This window comes from Acinetobacter sp. WU_MDCI_Abxe161, from assembly GCF_025514355.1.
Taxonomy (GTDB): Bacteria; Pseudomonadota; Gammaproteobacteria; order Pseudomonadales; family Moraxellaceae; genus Acinetobacter; species Acinetobacter pittii_E.
This window is the reverse complement of record NZ_JAHPTU010000016.1, coordinates 25,986-44,004: the sequence shown is the minus strand read 5'-3', so window position 1 is coordinate 44,004 and position 18,019 is coordinate 25,986. Positions and strand designations below refer to the sequence as shown.

At 41.7% G+C, this 18,019-nt stretch carries 21 protein-coding genes; 7 read left to right on the top strand and 14 right to left on the bottom strand.

Annotated features, from left to right (window positions below):
* Window positions 1–10 precede the first annotated feature (10 nt).
* The 7 genes from KTI78_RS15330 to gcvA all read right to left on the bottom strand — a co-directional run bounded on the left by KTI78_RS15330 (window position 11) and on the right by gcvA (window position 6,167).
* Complete coding sequence (locus KTI78_RS15330; RefSeq protein WP_239968923.1) at window positions 11–619, bottom strand: malonate decarboxylase holo-ACP synthase; 609 nt, start codon at window positions 617–619, stop codon at window positions 11–13.
* Window positions 610–1,437: a biotin-independent malonate decarboxylase subunit gamma gene (gene mdcE / locus KTI78_RS15325; RefSeq protein ID WP_262446628.1), complete on the bottom strand. Its 828-nt coding sequence runs from the start codon at window positions 1,435–1,437 to the stop codon at window positions 610–612. Before mdcE ends, KTI78_RS15330 begins: the two co-directional genes overlap by 10 nt.
* On the bottom strand, window positions 1,434–2,285 hold the full coding sequence (locus KTI78_RS15320) for a biotin-independent malonate decarboxylase subunit beta (RefSeq protein WP_262446627.1): 852 nt from the start codon (window positions 2,283–2,285) through the stop codon (window positions 1,434–1,436). The genes mdcE and KTI78_RS15320 overlap by 4 nt, the downstream gene beginning before the upstream one ends.
* Window positions 2,278–2,577: a malonate decarboxylase subunit delta gene (locus tag KTI78_RS15315; RefSeq protein WP_000448951.1), complete on the bottom strand. Its 300-nt coding sequence runs from the start codon at window positions 2,575–2,577 to the stop codon at window positions 2,278–2,280. Before KTI78_RS15315 ends, KTI78_RS15320 begins: the two co-directional genes overlap by 8 nt.
* Window positions 2,578–2,579: 2 nt before the next feature.
* A complete protein-coding gene (locus KTI78_RS15310; RefSeq protein ID WP_262446625.1) occupies window positions 2,580–3,464 on the bottom strand; it encodes a triphosphoribosyl-dephospho-CoA synthase in 885 nt (294 codons plus the stop codon).
* Window positions 3,464–5,143 carry a malonate decarboxylase subunit alpha gene (mdcA, locus tag KTI78_RS15305; protein WP_262446624.1) on the bottom strand — a complete coding sequence of 560 codons (1,680 nt, stop codon included), beginning with the start codon at window positions 5,141–5,143 and terminating at the stop codon, window positions 3,464–3,466. Before mdcA ends, KTI78_RS15310 begins: the two co-directional genes overlap by 1 nt.
* Before the next feature lie 109 nt (window positions 5,144–5,252).
* A complete protein-coding gene (gene gcvA / locus KTI78_RS15300) occupies window positions 5,253–6,167 on the bottom strand; it encodes a transcriptional regulator GcvA (protein ID WP_262446623.1) in 915 nt (304 codons plus the stop codon).
* Window positions 6,168–6,351: 184 nt separating this feature from the next.
* On the opposite strand from gcvA, the gene KTI78_RS15295 reads away from it, so the two are divergent.
* Together KTI78_RS15295 and KTI78_RS15290 are read left to right on the top strand one after the other, a co-directional pair.
* On the top strand, window positions 6,352–7,026 hold the full coding sequence (locus tag KTI78_RS15295; protein ID WP_262446622.1) for a cupin domain-containing protein: 675 nt from the start codon (window positions 6,352–6,354) through the stop codon (window positions 7,024–7,026).
* Between the two features lie 9 nt (window positions 7,027–7,035).
* Complete coding sequence (locus KTI78_RS15290) at window positions 7,036–8,223, top strand: MFS transporter (RefSeq protein ID WP_224991685.1); 1,188 nt, start codon at window positions 7,036–7,038, stop codon at window positions 8,221–8,223.
* A 7-nt stretch (window positions 8,224–8,230) separates the two neighbouring features.
* Here KTI78_RS15290 and KTI78_RS15285 read toward each other — a convergent pair whose 3' ends face one another.
* Together KTI78_RS15285 and KTI78_RS15280 are read right to left on the bottom strand one after the other, a co-directional pair.
* The gene (locus KTI78_RS15285; RefSeq protein WP_262446620.1) at window positions 8,231–8,824 is read right to left on the bottom strand and encodes a GNAT family N-acetyltransferase; all 594 of its coding nucleotides are present in this window, start codon (window positions 8,822–8,824) and stop codon (window positions 8,231–8,233) included.
* A 42-nt stretch (window positions 8,825–8,866) separates the two neighbouring features.
* The gene (locus KTI78_RS15280) at window positions 8,867–9,502 is read right to left on the bottom strand and encodes an FMN-binding negative transcriptional regulator (RefSeq protein WP_262446619.1); all 636 of its coding nucleotides are present in this window, start codon (window positions 9,500–9,502) and stop codon (window positions 8,867–8,869) included.
* Between the two features lie 115 nt (window positions 9,503–9,617).
* Between KTI78_RS15280 and KTI78_RS15275 the strand changes: the two genes are divergently transcribed.
* Window positions 9,618–11,132, top strand: coding sequence for a PLP-dependent aminotransferase family protein (locus tag KTI78_RS15275; protein ID WP_262446618.1), 1,515 nt, complete (start codon window positions 9,618–9,620; stop codon window positions 11,130–11,132).
* Here KTI78_RS15275 and KTI78_RS15270 read toward each other — a convergent pair.
* Together KTI78_RS15270 and KTI78_RS15265 are read right to left on the bottom strand one after the other, a co-directional pair.
* Complete coding sequence (locus tag KTI78_RS15270) at window positions 11,115–11,804, bottom strand: LrgB family protein (RefSeq protein WP_262446617.1); 690 nt, start codon at window positions 11,802–11,804, stop codon at window positions 11,115–11,117. The genes KTI78_RS15275 and KTI78_RS15270 overlap by 18 nt on opposite strands.
* Window positions 11,805–11,816: 12 nt before the next feature.
* On the bottom strand, window positions 11,817–12,248 hold the full coding sequence (locus KTI78_RS15265; RefSeq protein WP_262446616.1) for a CidA/LrgA family protein: 432 nt from the start codon (window positions 12,246–12,248) through the stop codon (window positions 11,817–11,819).
* 110 nt (window positions 12,249–12,358) lie between these two features.
* On the opposite strand from KTI78_RS15265, the gene KTI78_RS15260 reads away from it, so the two are divergent.
* The 3 genes from KTI78_RS15260 to yghU all read left to right on the top strand — a co-directional run bounded on the left by KTI78_RS15260 (window position 12,359) and on the right by yghU (window position 14,872).
* The gene (locus tag KTI78_RS15260) at window positions 12,359–13,264 is read left to right on the top strand and encodes a LysR substrate-binding domain-containing protein (protein WP_262446615.1); all 906 of its coding nucleotides are present in this window, start codon (window positions 12,359–12,361) and stop codon (window positions 13,262–13,264) included.
* Between the two features lie 98 nt (window positions 13,265–13,362).
* Complete coding sequence (gene yfcF, locus KTI78_RS15255) at window positions 13,363–13,989, top strand: glutathione transferase (RefSeq protein ID WP_262446614.1); 627 nt, start codon at window positions 13,363–13,365, stop codon at window positions 13,987–13,989.
* Window positions 13,990–14,023: 34 nt separating this feature from the next.
* Complete coding sequence (gene yghU / locus KTI78_RS15250; RefSeq protein ID WP_262446613.1) at window positions 14,024–14,872, top strand: glutathione-dependent disulfide-bond oxidoreductase; 849 nt, start codon at window positions 14,024–14,026, stop codon at window positions 14,870–14,872.
* A gap of 75 nt (window positions 14,873–14,947) precedes the next feature.
* Here yghU and KTI78_RS15245 read toward each other — a convergent pair whose 3' ends face one another.
* The gene (locus KTI78_RS15245; protein WP_262446612.1) at window positions 14,948–15,355 is read right to left on the bottom strand and encodes a DUF2000 domain-containing protein; all 408 of its coding nucleotides are present in this window, start codon (window positions 15,353–15,355) and stop codon (window positions 14,948–14,950) included.
* A gap of 154 nt (window positions 15,356–15,509) precedes the next feature.
* Between KTI78_RS15245 and KTI78_RS15240 the strand changes: the two genes are divergently transcribed.
* Complete coding sequence (locus KTI78_RS15240; protein ID WP_262446655.1) at window positions 15,510–16,112, top strand: LysE family translocator; 603 nt, start codon at window positions 15,510–15,512, stop codon at window positions 16,110–16,112.
* Window positions 16,113–16,161: 49 nt separating this feature from the next.
* Here the strand turns inward: KTI78_RS15240 and KTI78_RS15235 are convergent, their stop codons facing one another.
* Entirely contained in the window at window positions 16,162–16,980 is an 819-nt protein-coding gene (locus KTI78_RS15235) for an AraC family transcriptional regulator (RefSeq protein ID WP_262446611.1), read from the bottom strand.
* 39 nt (window positions 16,981–17,019) lie between these two features.
* Complete coding sequence (locus tag KTI78_RS15230) at window positions 17,020–17,940, bottom strand: LysR family transcriptional regulator (RefSeq protein ID WP_262446610.1); 921 nt, start codon at window positions 17,938–17,940, stop codon at window positions 17,020–17,022.
* Between the last annotated feature and the right edge of the window lie 79 nt (window positions 17,941–18,019).

The following is an 18,019-nucleotide window of genomic DNA, read 5'->3' as shown; positions in this document are numbered from 1 at the left end:
TATCTATTCCCTAATTCCATGGGTTTTCTACTAAAACAGCACCCTCAGGACGTTTTAATAGAACTTTTCCACTGTTCCCAGCCCATTCTTTTAAAGCCAAACCACCTTGTGGAAGTTGAAGCTGTATATCCACATTGAGGCCTGCGTGCTGAAAATTTTCGAGTAGCTCAATCGCCTGCTTTTTGGCAAAAGGTTGTTCAGCTCGAATCAACAAATCTATGTCACTTTGAGGAGTTACTGTTTTAATGCCTGTTGCCAGCTCATACCCGAAACTCCCTGTATATCCCCAACATCCTGAAAAGTTTTTCATAATGCTGGAAATGGTCTGTAAACGTTCTGCCAAATGTGCAAACTGCTGCATATCTACATAAGTCAGTGCTTCGGGTTTAAGCTGTCTGTTAATAGCATTTCTTGGCATTTGAGCTGCATATCGTTGATAGCGAAATTGCCCTCTTACACCTACCGCCACCTGATCTTCAGGAGTAATTGCCCGTCGAACCACAACAGGATCGCCTCGTAGTAACACCTCTTTCACCCAATGCGGAGCATCATCAGCCAAGCAATCGACCGTCATGCCCCACAGTAAATCATGGGCTTCAAGCTCAAGTTTCATGACCATTGCTCACGCAATAACTCACGGACCCTTTTAGACATTTGACGGTTTTGGCCGTGAAGTCTTTGTTCTAATCCTCTCGATTGCTCAGCATTAATTTCTTTAAACGCTTGTGCAATTGCCTGCTTCGCTAACGAAAGATCAGCGGTTGTCGGTTGTTCAGCGTTTTCAACAGATAACAGTTCAGATAACAAACCAAGCGTGGCATAACTTTCAATGTCATAAGCCATTGGCGGAATGCTTGAGGCCAATTGCTCTAACTCATCAACCGATCGTAAAGTAACGCGTGCAGCAGATTCCTTACCCATTGCATGCACCATAACACCTGAATCTTTTAAGGCAATAATACGATTGGCTTGGTATCCATGTGACAAGAAAGCCCCCGACATCGACTTACCAACCAATAAACTCACAATAGGATGACCTGCCAATCTGGCTCTAGCATAGCTATCTACCGCACCCGCTAAAGCTTGATGAATACCTAATAATTCTTCACGACGCCCATAGGCCTGACTTGGCACATCAACCAAACATAAAATAGCGCGTTTAGTTTCAGCCTGTGCATCGGCTTGAATCACTTCATCAACCGCTTTTGCCAAACTCCAGCCTTCCAAGAGTCCAACTTCTCCTTGTTTTGCCCGTGGGAACAGATTATTGGTATCTTGCACAACTGCAATCACACGTACTGCTTGCTGGTCAATCTGACCATCAGCTACCCAAATAGAAGCCGGAAAACCTTCAACTGCCTTAAAGCCTTGCGTGAGCGCTTTAAACCAATGCGCACCACGAGTAGATGCTTTTAATGTATCAACGGCGATATTCATGCTTGCTCTCCTTGATACAAAGCTTGAACTTGTGCTGGGGTAATCTGCTCAGCCGTATCAACTTGTTGTAGCTTTTTTAAATAGAATGAGTAATTTGAACTACGATGCTGATGAGGCACGCCTTGAGTTAAATAATCGATGACTTGCTGCCGAATTTTCTGGCGATCATCATCAACATAAGCATCTGCCAAACCACTAGCGAAACGCTGATTACCCCCCGTAATACTCCATATAAATGGACGATCTTTGGCATTATATTCTTGTACACCAGCTTCTTGTTCTATCACTTGTGGGCCATTTAGACCTAAACGTCCTTCTTGTGTCATTACAATATAGCTACATAGTCCAGCTGCAATTGACATTCCACCGAAGCACCCTACACTACCTGCAACCACGGCAATCACGGGTTGATACTGACGTAAGTTCACTATTGCAGCCTGAATCTCAGCAATTGCTGCCAAGCCCAGATTTGCTTCTTGTAGGCGAACGCCTCCTGTTTCCAACAGTAAAACTGCCGCTGTTGGAGTGCCTTTCAGATTATCTTCAGCCGCAAGTTCTAAGGCACCTGCAATTTTGGCACCACCCACCTCACCTAAACTGCCACCTTGAAATAAACCTTCAATTGAAATTAGAACCACTGGCTGTTCTTGAATAGTTCCCTTTGCAATCACGACACCATCATCGGCTTGCGGCACAATATTCTGTTTAACGAGCCAAGGCGACATAACACGTGCAAATGGGTCGAGTAACTCTCGAAACGTCCCTTCATCTAATAATGCTTTGGCACGCTCTCTTGCACTCAGCTCAATAAAATCTTGTTTATTTAATAAGCTCTCGATATCAGTCATGAGCAATCTCCTCTAAAGCTTGTTCCAGACGTAAACGAACAACACCGGGGGTTGCACCAAAGTCATGAATATCAATATTGACGGCGGGTGGTATTTGCGCAGTAAAAATTCGTTCAAAAAGATTGTGCCAACGTGCTGCACTGCCATCTACGGAGGTAACGACATGAATAGAGGCTTTTCCCTTTTCACCAGGTTCCATCAAAATTTCTAAATCGCCCGAGCCGACACATCCTACCAATGCTTTTTTTACAGGTGGCTCTGTCGCCACAAATTCAAAATGAAGTGTTTCCATCATCAAAATCCCTCTTTATTTTTTAAAGATGACTGCTGAGCACGATCTATAAACAATGTTGCTGCCAACAAATCTGCGGCACCACCAGCAGAGGCTTTCATCCGAAGTAGATCAATCTCTAAAAGATGCAAAGCGCGGCGACCTTCTAAGCTTGAACTACCGCCCAAATCCAGTACCTGTTGAGCACCTTGTTGCATACGCTTTAAACCCGATGTTCCCGAGCGATAAAGCACACAGGTATCGGTCAAATCAGTCATCATGGCAAGCAAGGCATCTAAACGAGCGAACTCTTCTTTCATGGGTTTACTACGGCTTTGATAAAGCTGCTTTAAACCAAAGTTCACAATCGTTGGAAAACCTTGCTGAGCTTGTTCTTTTGCACCTAAGACGCCTAATTTTTTCTGTACTTGTTGGCCATGACTTAAAGCTTGCTTTGGAATAAAGCGATCTTCAAGCTGGGCAATCTGACCTGCTAACTGGCATAGCTCAACAGCCGATAAATATTGTTGATTGGTACGTGCCAATGCCGCCGCCGTCACTATTAAACCCAAGGCCCAAATTGCACCGCGGTGTGTGTTAACACCATCTGTTGCCAACATCATAGTGTTTTCGCCTTGGCGACCAATTTCACCAATGTCTTCGCGCAAGGCTAAACAAACTTCACCATGGTGCATGGCTGCTTGAGCCATTTCCTCAAACATGGGCCCTAAACTTTTCGCAGAGCGCTCCATTAACGCCAAAGTCAGGTCATCATGGGCACCACTACCACGGCGATCAACCAAGGCTGGTTTAGGAGTCAGATTCACTTCATCAATTAAAGCCTCGACCGCTAAACTTGCCAAAAGCTGACTACTACTAAGAGTTTGATATTGAACTTGTGCCATCATTACCAACTCCTAAATTTTGCAGGGGGTTGATATAAGCCATCTGACCATGTCACCAAGTCGGCAATATTTTTTGCAGCTAAAAGCTCACGTGTTGCGTCTGTACGGCGAATGCCTAAATCTTCAGGGAATACCACCAGGCCTTCACTTCTTAAACGTGCTGTTGTTTTCGGGTCTTGAGTTAAACCAATACTAGTCACACCTGCCACCGCAGCAATCATGGCTTGGCGCTCTTCTTGGCTGCTTGCTTTATATAGATAAGCAATGCCTTCTTCGGTCAGTAAATGGGTGACATCATCGCCATAAATCATGATCGGCGCTAAAGGTAAACCAGCCGTTTTAGCAACATCAATTGCATCGAGACGCTCTACAAAAGTCGGCTTACCACCCTCTTGGAAGGTTTCCACCATTTGTACAACGAGTTTTTTTCCACGTGCCAAATAGGTTTCAGTTTCATTGGCACCTTGCAAACGCATATCAAGCCATGCAGGTGTATCGTGACGGCGGCCACGCGGATCATGTCCCATGTTTGGTGCACCACCAAAACCAGCTAAACGACCTTTGGTCACAGTCGAAGAATGCCCCATGCCATCAACCTGCAACGTTGCACCGATAAATAAATCAACCGCGTATTGACCTGCGAGCTGGCACATCATACGGTTGGAACGTAATGCGCCATCACGACCTGTAAAGAACACATCGGGACGAGCTGCAACATATTTTTCCATACCGAGTTCAGTACCAAAACAATGCACGCTTTCAACCCATCCTGTTTCAATCGCTGGAATTAAGGTTGGATGCGGATTTAGTGTCCAGTTTCGGCAAATTTTTCCTTTTAACCCTAAAGACTCACCATAGATCGGTAAAATCAGTTCAATTGCTGCCGTGTTAAAACCAATGCCATGATTTAACGATTGCACATTATGCTTTTCATAAATTCCACGAATTGCCATCATCGCCATGAGCACATGCACTGGCTTGATGTGTTTTGGGTCACGAGTAAATAATGGTTCGATATAAAAAGGCTGGTCTGCCACAACTACATAATCCACCCAAGAAGCAGGAATATCGACACGTGGCAACTCTGAGACATCATCGACCAGTTCATTCACCTGAACAATCACAATACCGTCGCTAAAAGCAGCAGGTTCAATAAGTGCTGGAGAATCTTCGGTACTTGGGCCTGTATAGATATTGCCTTGGCGGTCTGCCATAAAGCCCGCCGACAGCACCACATTTGGAATAAGGTCAACCACCAAACGTGAATACAACTCAATATAGGTATGAATCGCACCAATCTCTAGCAGCCCATCTTCAATTAACTGGCTAATACGTAAACTCTGTGGGCCAGCAAAAGAAAAATCGAGTTTACGTGCAATACCTTTTTCAAACAGATCGAGATGTTCCGAACGCCCAACGCTCGGCATGATCATATGCAAATCATGCAAAATATCTGGATTGGTTTGCGCCAAAGAGCGCGATAAAAAATCTGCCTGCTTTTGGTTATTCCCTTCGAGTACAACTCGGTCACCCGGTGTAATCAGGGTTTCTAAAACTTTAATAATGTCTTGAGTTGGAATCACCACACCATCGGTATATTGGTTTGCCATCTCTAGTTTTAGTTGTTTGGCATGACGCCGCTTTGTCCATAACCGTTCTTTATTCTGAACTGAGCCTTCCATGTGTTTACCTATAGATCGCAGTTTTGTTCTGAATCTATAAAAACGCTTTATGGACTTTCGATCAATCAACCTAGATGAGCCGTTATTAACCTCAGGTTAACGATTAATTTTATATTCGATGAATTTCTTCAAAAAACCAATCTAGACAGATTTTGACTTTGGGTAAATTTGCGTATTGTGGTCGGTACACCAAATAATAAGAAAAGGGCGATGAGAAGTGAATTTGAGGAAATAATCGTACCAAACGCCCGGTTTGTATATCTTTTTGCACCATAACACTACGCGCTAATGCAACACCATGTCCTTCCATTGCAGCTTGTAAAACTGCAGATGAACTGTTGATTTGCATACCACGGCTAACGTTGATGTCATTCAAACCTACACTTTTTAGCCAAGATTGCCACCCCGGAAATTGTTGATGTTTTTCCATAGAAAGATCATGAATTAAAGTGATATTTTTCAGATCATTTGGAATTAAGAGCGATGAATGTTCATTTAAAAATGCGGGTGAACATACGGGATAAACCTCTTCATCCATAAGTTTAACTGCTTCTAGCCCTTGCCATTGGCCTTGACCATATCTCACCCCCACATCAACTTTTTGTTCTAAAAAATCTACGGTTTTCAAGTTAATGTCTAAACGAATATCAATGTCTGGATATTGTTTTTGAAAATGGTCAATTCTTGGTAATAGCCATTTTTCAGCAAATGCTGGACTCACTGCAATATTAAGCACACCTGATAGAGAATCTTGTTTTAATTTTTCTAAAGCCAAAGTCAGCTTATCAAAACCCGCCCGTATATCCGGTAAAACCGATTCAGCCAGTTCAGTAGCGACCAGTCGATTTTTACCATTCGTTTGCCGATGAAACAAAGGAAAGCCTAACCAATCTTCGAGTGTACGCACCAATTGTCCCACCGCAGCCGGAGTAACATTTAACTCTTTTGCCGCCGCAGAAAAACTTTTGTGGCGTGCGCTCGCTTCAAAAGCACGGAGCGCATTCAAATAAACTGGTGAATTCATAACGCTAAAGATTTTCTTTACTGTAGAAATAGATTATCTCATTTGTACTTATAAACCTTTATTTCTAAAATGTTCTGTAATCTATTCATAATGATTAAATTTTTACATCTTAAACGGGCTTGCTCATTCATTTTATTTATTTTGTTATTGAATAAAGAGAATTTAGTTTACGAGGAAAGTATTCATGTTGATCCATGCCGATTTTTCACAGGCTGTGATTGTCAAACCTGAAGACTATCATTGGGTGAAATCTCCCCGTGGGGAAGTTGATCGTGTCATGCTCGATCGTATTGGCGATGAAATAGCTCGTGCGACCAGTTTGGTGAAATATGCGCCCCACACTATCTTTCCTGAACATCGACATCATCATGGTGAAGAAATCCTCGTACTTTCAGGCGTATTTACTGAAAATCAAAATCAGCACTACCCCGCTGGATGGTATTTACGGAGTCCCCATCAGTCGGTACATCAACCGTCGAGCGAAGAAGGTGCATTGATTTTTGTCAAACTTATGCAAATTCCTACGTCAGAAACGCAAACCTTACGGATCAATACCAACGATCCAACACAATGGCAAGAAATAGATTCGCGTTTATTTTGCACATTGGTTGATGCAAGTTATGAGCACACCTATTTAGAAAAACTCAAGCCGCAGCAACTTTTTATGGAAGATGCTGAGGATGGAATCGAAATTTTGATCACCCAAGGTCAGTTGGCTGATAAAGAAATGGTTTTTGACGCTGGAACATGGATACGCCTACCTCCGAAAACACATGCCCATTTTCAAGCGGGTTTGTCTGGCGCTTCTATTTATGTAAAAACCGGACACCTAGCCTCAGCTATTGCTGAATATAATTAAAGGCTCGTTATGCTTCAAAATACCATGCACCGCCAAGTATTAATTCTGGCGAGTTCTCAATCACTTTTCCAAACCGTTTCCGTCATGGTCATGACCATTGGCGGCTTGGCTGGCGCTAATATTGCAAACACGCCAACACTTGCAACCCTCCCCATCGCATCTATGTTTTTGGGGACAGCCTTAATGATGTTCCCTGCATCAATGCTCATGGCACGTGTAGGACGACGTAATGGTTTTCTATTCGGCGCTTTCTTAGGTGTACTCGGCGGCATTATTGCTTCAATCGGTATTTTTTATAGTTCACTCATGCTTCTGGCTTTGGGTACGCTATGTGTCGGGGCCTATCAGTCCTTTGCTCAGTTTTACCGTTTTGCTGCCAGTGAAGTGGCAACTGACGCGTTTCGCTCACGTGCTATTTCTTGGGTGATGGCAGGTGGAATTGTTGCAGCACTGATTGGTCCGACTTTAGCGCGTTTTGGTGGACCCTTATTCCAGCATTTAGAATATATCGGTTCATTTTTAATTATTAGTATTATCTCATTTGTGGCAATGGGAATTTTATCTAGCCTACATATTGCCGATACAGTTGAGCAAAAGTCTGACTTTACTGCTGGTCGCCCATGGCAACAGATTGTCTTTCAACCGACCTATTTGGTTGCTCTGTTTGGCGCAGTAACAGGCTACGGCATTATGATTTTAGGTATGACCGCTACACCAATTGCTATGCGACATTCACACCATGAACTTGGATCAATTACCACCGTCATTCAGCTACATGTGCTTGGTATGTTCCTACCTTCATTCTTTACTGGAAATTTAATTGCACGTTTTGGGGTAATTAAAATCATGTTTGCAGGTCTTTTATTATTTGCCTGCTACATTGGGTTTGCTCTCTCAGGTATTCAGTTCGCATCTTTTGCTATTTCTTTAATTCTATTAGGCGTGGGTTGGAACTTTTTATTTATTGGCAGTACTTCTTTACTCACAGGAACCTATTCCGTGGCTGAAAAAGCCAAGGCTCAAGCCATTAACGATATGACCGTTTTTGTTGTGGGATTGATTTGTTCGTTTAGTGCAGGTGCTTTACTGGATTTATTTGGCTGGAAAGCAATGAATATGGCGTTAATACCATGGTTGGTGATTGCCGCAGCTTCTCTCTTCTGGCTAAGCCAAAAAAGAGAAAAGCAGTTTGTTTAAATTGTTTTTAACGCGGTTTGCTCAATAGCCATTCTAGATTTTGACGGACCGCAGGCCACTCATGTTTCAAAATGCTATAAACATGAGTGTCCCTCAAAATATCATCTTTCACAATTTGATGGCTTCTTAGCACACCATCGAGCTTTGCACCTAAACGTACAATCGCGGCTTGACTTTGAACATTTAAAGAAGAAGTGCGTAATTCAACCGCCATACAGTTTAAAGTCTCAAATGCATGAGCCAATAGGAGCTTTTTACATTCAGTATTTACAGGCGTACGCTGTGCAGACTTGCGATACCACGTCGAACCAATTTCTACACGGCGATGTGCTTCTTCAATATGCATGAGAGTTGTCATGCCCAACGCCCGACCTGTTTTTCGGTCTTCAATATAAAAAGGCAACATAGAACCAGATTTTTGCAAATCAAGACGTCTTTCAATTTCAGCAGCCATTTGTTCAGGTCTTGGCACACGGGTATACCAAAGATTATAGAGTTCCCCATCACAAACGGCCTCTTTGAGCGCTTCAGCCTGAGTTACATCTAGCGGCTTTAAAATAACGTGTTCACCCACTAACTCAACAGATGTAGTCAAAGACATCTTTATCTCCTCAATTGATATTAAAATTTTATGTTTTCAAAATTATTTATTTAACTCAGCCACACTGTACATGGCATTCGCTATGGTTTGATGACCAGACGTCGATAGGCCATCTGCCGCGCCTAAAATGTCACAGCGTTCTTTATTTTGCCCAAGTTTTGATTTTCCTTGCAGCTTAGTAATTTCAATTTCTATTCCCACAATCGCCTTTAACATTGGTTCAAGATAGTCTTTTGGTGCATCTGACATTTTCCATGGTTCAGGTTGAGATGCTTCATGGGTACGGGTTAAACGAGCTACTACACCACGAACATAGCGTTCATCATCTCGAATCGTCACTTTTCCATAAGCATGCACAACCCTATAGTTCCATGTCGGCACTTGTCTGTGCTGTTCATGTTTGGATGGGTACCAGTTTGGTGAAATATACGCATCGCCAGCTTGAAACACGACGAGTACCTCATCTCCATTTTTAATGTCCTGCCAAACAGAATTACTTCGAGACACATGCGCATGTAACATACCCAAGTCCCCTTCCTTTGCCAGCAATTCAAATGGAAGATGATTTGCATCTAAACCACTATTCCCATGAGTAAAAAGCACCCCAAATGGATATTCTGCAATAAGAGAATGCAACACATCCAACCGGTTTTCTGCAAAATCATCAGGGATATACATGACTCAAAACCTCGCTGTAAATATCAGAGTTATTTATATTTTGTGTTGTAAATTTTCTGGTTTCTGTGGTTTATTAAAAAGAACCACTTTGTATTTTTTTAAGTAGACCAGAATTATGGCAAGAATGGCAAAAGTTGTTGAACTTCCATCTATTGCAAAGATTGATAAAAGCCAAGGGAAGATTAGTGCTCAGCTGACCCAAGCTTTACGTGAAGCTGTACAAAGTGGTGATTTACAGCCTGGAGATCCGTTGCCTTCTTCCCGTGAACTGGCTTTAACTCTAGGTGTCGCTCGCGGAACCATTATTGAAGCTTATGATCAGCTTTTAGCTGAAGGTGTTTTTGACTCTCAAGCACGAACTGGCACCTATGTGTCTCATGCTTTAACTAAAAAAACTACACCGCAACATTCTCAAAAAGAAAATAAACCTAACTCGATATCTTTGACCAAATCGGCACGTTCTTATGCCGAGGTACTCAAAGAATTTAAGCCACTTCCTCATGTTCCTTTTGCAGTATCTGTCCCCGTCGGTCGTACTCAACCAAGTGATATCTGGCGTAAGTTTGGTAATAAATTTAGATCACGAGGTGCAGGAATTCCTTCAGGATATGGCGAACCGCAAGGTGTGTTATCACTAAGAATTGCTATAGCCGACTATGTACGTCGATCACGCTCTGTCCACTGCGAACCTGAACAAATTGTGATTACACCCGGTATTCAGCAATCACTTTATATTTGCAGCCAGATTTTATTTGAAGCAAAAGATGAAGTTTGGGTTGAAGATCCAGCTTATCGGGGGACCACAGCTATTTTTGAGCATGCCGTACAACACATTCGTATGGTTCGTGTTCCTGTCGATGAAGAAGGCATTCAGGTTGAAACTGGCATTAAGCTTGCAAAATATGCACGTGCTGCTTTTGTGACGCCATCTCATCAATACCCACTTGGTATGCCAATGAGTCTAGCAAGACGTACTGCTTTATTAGCTTGGGCAAAACAGCAAAATGCATGGATCATTGAAGATGACTACGACAGCGAACTTCGTTATAACGGCCAGCCCTTCCCATCTTTACAAGGCATGGCACCCGACCAAGTGATTTATTTGGGTACTTTCAGCAAAGTGTTATTTCCATCCCTTAGACTTGGCTATGCAGTGTTGCCTAAAGAACTGGTAGCTCCTTTTTGTGGGCTTAGAGTCTTAATTGATCGGCACCCGCCTGCTGCCGACCAACATGTTTTAGCTGCTTTTATTCAAGAGGGTTATTTAGAGCGACATATTCGACGGACTCGAAATGTTTACGCAGAAGTCCGAGAATATATTATTGGTTTGATTGAACAATACATCCCTCAAGAACTGGCTTGGTTACAACCGGGCGATCAAGGCATGCACATGGTGTTATGGCTTGCTCATCATATTAAGGACATTGAAGTCGCAAGCTCGGCAGTCGATGCAGGCATTGCCATTAAAGCAATTTCACCGACATTTTCAAAAGAACAGCAATGTTCGGGTCTGATTGTCGGTTTAGGAGATTTTGAACCTGAGCTGATGAAACAAGCCATTAAAGAACTATCAAACATTATTCAACAACATGCCAAGCCCACATCGGAAAACCTACAGCACCAACCATAGATGAATCGCAAATGGCCCAATTAATACCATTAAAATACCGGCAATAACCATAGTCAAACTGGCAATTACACCTTCTTCACTATTGCGCTGCTGTGCTCTAACTGTACCAAAACCATGGGCTGCATTACCGAAGGCTGCCCCATTGGCTACATTAGAACGGATTTTAGTAATCGCTAAAATTGCATCGCCGCAGATCATACCAACCAAACCCGTAATGACCGTAAATAGAGAAACCAAAGCTGCCGAACCGTGAATATCTTCCGCTAAAATCATGGCAAATGGTGTTGAAATAGAACGGGCCATTAAACTGTTGGTCACTTCAGGGCTAAAATGGAACCACTGTGCCATTTCATAGGCAGACATCACACCTACACTCATGCCGACAATAATCGCAATCGAGAGAACCCCGAGGTTTTTACGAATCGTTTCCCGATAGCGATAAATCGGTACAGCAAAAGCAACCGTTGCAGGCCCTAATAAATTCACAATCCACTGGGTATCTTCTGCATAAGTTTGATATGAAATTCCAAAAATCGTCATCAAAATAATGGTGAGTACAGGTACACTAATTGCGGGTGATAACCAAAGTTTTGGATTTTTCTGATAGATCCGCTTTGCCATAACATAGGCTGCCAAAGTCCAGATCAGACAAAGAATTGACCAAATATTCATGTCGTTTGCTCTTTAGATATGCTTATGTTGAAGACGTTTTCGAGCCTGTAAATAAGCTTTCAAACGATTGTAATAGTGAATCGTCAGGCACGTACTGAGCATGACCGAAATAGTCCCAACTGCAATGCTCAAGACAATTTGCCACCCTTCAGTCATAAACAAGGTTTTATACTGAACTACGGCGACCACAACAGGCACAAAAAACAGTAACAGTTCACCTAAAACAACAGTTGCTCCCATTGCCACCTGATCCATTTTGATAATTTTAAAGAACAGACATAAAAGCAATAAAAACATCCCTAAAATGCCTGCCGAGACAGGTACACCAAGTTTTTGATGTAAGAGATATCCTACCCACCAAAATCCAGCCAAAATCAAAATTTGTTTAACTAAAATTAAAAATGAAGGTTGTGTGGGTGTTCCCGAAGCAGATTCAGTACTCATTTTGCGAAATTAAATGGTTAACTACACCATTATGCTATCTTGGTTAAAGCTGCTAAATATGAATTATTCATGTTAAAATTATTCAAAAATGGAATAATCTATTCTTTATTATGCTTTCTCTAAAATCATTACAATGCTTCGTTACACTGGTAAAAACTAAAAGCTTTACCCGTGCTGCTGACGAGTTATATCTGACTCAGCCCACCATTAGTAAAATAATACAACAGCTTGAAGAACAGCTTCAGGTCCAACTTTTGGTCAAACCTGAGCACGGCCGAAAAAGACAAATTGAATTAACCCAAATTGGAGAACGCATTTATCAACATGCAGTCGAGCTTCTTCAGGCAGAACAGAACATCTTTCTTGAGATAGAAAATTATCAACAATTAAAAACAGGGACTTTAAAACTTGGCGTTCCGCCTTTAGGTTCGCAGCTTCTAACAACTGCCTTGTTTGATTATCACCAACAGTGGCCTGATATTGAATTGGCTTTTATGGAAGTGGGTTCACGCGGTATTGAACAAGCTTTACTTAATAACGACTTAGACGTTGGTGTTTTATTGCAGCCTTTTGATACGCAAATTTTCAATAGCATTGAGCTATGTAATTACCCTTTAATGGTCCTTTTACGTCGGGATGCCACTTGGGCAACCCGCAAAAAAATAAATCTAGAAGAGCTACAACACCAATCATTTTTAATGTTTCCTGAAAATTTCTCTTTAAACAGTATTATTCTCGATGCATGTAAGCAGCATGGTTTCTATCCGACCATTGCTTGTCGTACTAGCCAATGGCATCTTCTGGCAGACATGGTGTTACAACGTATGGGGATCGCACTTCTTCCTCAATATTATACCGATATGCTTGACCCTAGTTTATTTGCAGCAGTACCACTCGAAAAACCAAATATTCAATGGCACTTAGTGATGGCTTGGAAAAAGAATCTTCCTGCCTCACCAGCAGTTCAAGCTTGGCTGAGCATTGTTCGCCAACATTTTCAGCACATTAAACCTTAATTCAAAAACCGATAAAGCTTTTCCACAAAAAAGCTACCCAATCTTGGCTTAGCTCACTTAGACTAGATCGCATCTGTTTTATGACATGGACAATAACAATGAATAATGAACGTTTTAAGCTCTACACAGATTCACAATTTCTAAGTCCCTATGCGTTTACAGTTTTTGTAGGGCTACATGAAAAACAAATTTCATTTGAAATAGCAACCATCAACTTAGGTCAGCAAGGCCAGTTTGAAAAATCTTATGTCGAAAAGTCATTAACAGCCAAAGTGCCTGTACTTGAGCATAACGATTTTGCTTTATCAGAATCATCTGCCATTTTGGAATATCTTGAAGATCTCTATCCAGACACAGCTATCTATCCAAAAGATATTCAAGCGCGCGCAAGAGCACGACAAATTCAAGCATGGCTCAGATCAGACCTAGTGGCTCTAAGAACTGAACGACCAACCGATGTTATTTTTATTCAGCCCACATCTACACCACTGTCTGAACAAGGTTTAAAAGCAGCCGAGAAACTGTTCTTTGTTGTAGAAAAACTTCTTGCCCCGAGCGCCGAATTTCTTTTTGGTTCATGGAGCATTGTGGATGCTGAACTTGCCCTGATGTTGCAACGTCTTATTCAAAACGGCGATGCTGTACCAGAGCGATTAAAAGATTATGCACTGCAACAATGGCAACGGCCGAGCGTACAAAAATGGCTTGCATTGCGACATAACTAAACCCTTATATTTCAACCAAACATGAGATAAAAAAATGAGTGATTCAAACTATATTCCTCCACAAGTTTGGCAATGGACTGGAGAAAAAACCGATTTAAACCAACCGACTTCAGGTGCCCGTTACGAACATACACTTCCTGTAGGGAAACATCCGCTCCAGCTCTACTCTTTAGCCACACCTAATGGGCAAAAAGTCACTATTTTGCTAGAAGAACTTTTAGCATTGGGACACCAAGATGCTGAATATGATGCTTGGCTCATCAAAATTGGTGAAGGACAGCAATTTGGCAGCGGTTTTGTAGAAATTAATCCAAACTCTAAAATTCCAGCATTGGTTGATCATAGCCAGAACCCGCCATTAAGAGTGTTTGAGTCTGGTTCAATTTTGCTTTATTTGGCTGAAAAGTTTAAAGCTTTCATTCCAACTGATATTGCTGCACGTACCGAATGTCTCAATTGGCTATTTTGGCAAATGGGTAGCGCACCATATTTAGGCGGTGGTTTTGGGCATTTTTATGCCTATGCCCCTGTTAAAATTGAATATGCGATTAATCGCTTCGCCATGGAAACAAAACGCTTACTTGATGTGTTAGATCAACATCTAGCAAAGCATGAATACTTGGCAGGCTCTGAATACACTATCGCGGATATTGCTGCATTCCCTTGGTATGGTGGTCTTGTTAAAAACTGGGTGTATAACGGCGCGGAGTTTTTAGGGGTCGACCAATATAAAAATGTTCAGCGCTGGGCAGATGCGATTTTAGCGCGCCCTGCGGTTCAACGTGGTCGTATGGTCAACCGTACTTTTGGCGATTTAGCTACACAGTTACATGAACGCCATGATGCTAGCGATTTTGATACTAAAACCCAAGATAAAGTTTAATTTTCATTGTTAAAATAAAACCCACTTTTGCTCAAACAGTGGGTTTTATCGTTCTTCCAATAAAAATCTTATTTCTTATTGATGCAAAGAAAGCCCCTTAATTGCTTTATCGACCACTTTTTTAGGCCCTCTTACCGCCACCCCGACCAAATTTAATTGATTCGCATCTTCGTCCAAAAAGACGGCTCGATTGTCCTCATCATTGTCTGTAGAAAACATGGCGTGTACATAGGGAATAATCGTTAAATCTTGCTCAATTGCTTTCTTATGCGCTTTTTGTAGACCCGATAAGTCTCCCTCAAAAACTAACATTGGCTGACCTAGCATATTGCCATATTCATACCCATTGGCATCGATATAAGGTTTACCCAACATTTCTGGAACAGCCGAGGCAACCCCTGTTGCTAAAAAAGCTACCACATTTAATCTCTGCCACGTCGCAAGATCATTACGGACAATCAACGCAATTTTTGTGTCAAACATAAACCCCTATCCTGAGTCATAACTTTAGGTCGCTCATCATGACTCATTCAGATTTTTCTCGTCTTGTACGTTTGTGCAGGAGCCATCACAAACGTACAAGACCGTAAATTTGCGAGTCACTATGCTGGGTTGTTTTGTTTTAGTAGATGCGTTTATGGAAATCTTTTTTTATACCTTGAGTGTGATGTATAGCCCCGGTCCAGTAAATTTTATGGGTCTAAATGCTGGGTTAACAGGACAATTCAAAAAAACGATTTATTTTTTTATAGGTGTTGGTTGTGCAATGCTGATGTTATTCATGATTTTTGGATATATTGGCGCAGCGATCATTCCAAGAAATGCCTTGCATTATATTGCTTTGTGCGGTGCACTTTATACGTTTTATCTTTCATACCAAATGTTAAAGGCAGATATTGATATTCGTGATGAAACCACTGGAGTTCAGACTTTGTCTTTCTGGAATGGCTTTTGGATACAAGCCTTAAATCCAAAAGGGATATTAGTGATTTTGCCTGTAACCACGATTATGTATCCAACTGCACATATTACTGGCATTCAAATCTTTTTAGTGTCATTGCTCATTTCCATAGGTGCCGCAGGCGCACCCTGCCTTTACTCTTGGGCAGGTGCAGTGTTAGGTAAAAAAATTAAAAATAAAATCTGGTTTAATCGCCTAAACAAAGCCATGGGAATGATGCTGATCATTTCTGGCATATTTATGCTTTATGATTTTTTAAAAGGCATACATCTAATTTAAAACAAAGTTGAGGTCAGTCTATACACAGGCTGACTTTTCAATAGCTTGATTAAGAAGATAGTTTATTGATCATTCGCCATCTAGCTGGAGTCAAACCGAAGGCTTTTAGAAAATGACGTGTCATATGACTTTGATCAAAAAAACCTGCAATTAAAGAAGCTTGAGTTAAGGACTCTCCATACATCAGGCAAGACTTCACTACTTCCAATCTACGCATAGTCATATATCGATGTGGACTGGTACCAAATAGCAATCGGAAGTCCCGTGAAAGGCTCCAACGGTCTCGTCCAACATTTTTTTCAATATCATCTAAAGAGATATTTTCATATAAAGAGGCATGTATAAATTCTCTGGCACGCTCCGCAGCAACATAGTCATAAGAATGGGAAGCTCGTTGATTTTTACCAGAAATTTCATACAGCGTGGTTGCCAAATCATAGAGAGCATCTTGGTTCTCTAAAAGGTCGATATGTTGCCCCATTTCTTGCAATAAAACATCAGTTGCCTTAAATAACCGAGGGTCCTGACTCAAGCCATTTTCAAAAAATGGTAAAGGTTTTCCCTTCATAATTTCCTGTAAGGTTGCAGGTTTTAAGTATACCATCCGATATCTAAAACCGTCTCGCGTACCCGACTCTCCATCATGTTTTTCATCAGGATGTAAAACCATCGTCATACCCGGTAAGCTATGTTTCATCTCTCCCCGATAATGAAAACTTTGCACACCCGTTAACGTTCGACCAATTGCAAAAGTATCATGACGATGCGACTCGTAAGCATGATCGGTAAAAAATGCTTCTATTCTTTCCAGACTATCTGGGTCAGAGTCCCTGACAATCCAATCACTTGCATTGGGTAGTTCAATCACATATTCACCAAAATTTTATATGTGCTAGCAAAATTTAGTCTATCCATTTACGCTATTATTCACTTGAAAATAGCCTGTATATAAGTCACTCAGCCAAGCCACAAATGCCCGCACCCGTGGCGAAAGTTGTCGATGTTGCGGGTACAATGCAGAAACCGACATGGCGGGGCTTTTCCAGCCAGACAAAACCTCAACCAATTGCCCATTTTTTAAATGTTCGGCCACATGGTAGCGTGGTACCTGAATTAAACCTGCCCCACGTAAAGCACATAATACATAGTTTTCAGCGTCATTTACCGCGATCCAGCTTTTCAAAAAATAGTCTTGTTTTTTGCCATTCACCATCAATTCAAACGGGTAGTTTCGTCCACCTGATGTCGAGAAGAAATTAACACAATAATGTGATAACAAATCTTCTGGTTGCTGAGGTGTTCCATGTTTATTTAAATAGTCAGGACTTGCACAAATGACTTGTGGCATATCGACCAAATGTCTAGCAATTAAAGATAAATCATCCAAACGTCCTGCTCTCACCACACAGTCTATCCCTTCCCTAATCAGATCAACCAAGCGATCACCTGTACTAATTACCAGTTCAATATCGGGATATAACTCGTGAAATTGATCAATGATGGGTAAAACAATTTTAGTCGCATGTGCGCCTGATAAATCGACACGTAATAACCCACGGGGCTGTGCAATTACATTCCGTAAAGACGATTCGGCATCATCAAGTTCCGATAATATTTGTGTGCAGCGCTCATAAAATGCCTGCCCATCGAGGGAGGGCCTGACATGCCGTGTAGTTCGCTCTAGTAAGCGGCACTGTAAATTATTTTCTAACTCTTTAATGGCATTACTTGCTGTAGCGCGTGGGATATTCAATTGGTCGGCTGCCTGACTAAAGCTACCCAACTCTACGATGCGGGTAAAAAGCTGTAAGGTATCAAATTTATCCATAATGCTCTCTTTTTAGCCAACCACATTATTAATGTATTTGGAATTATCTTATCCAATTATGAGACTTTATCCCGTATTT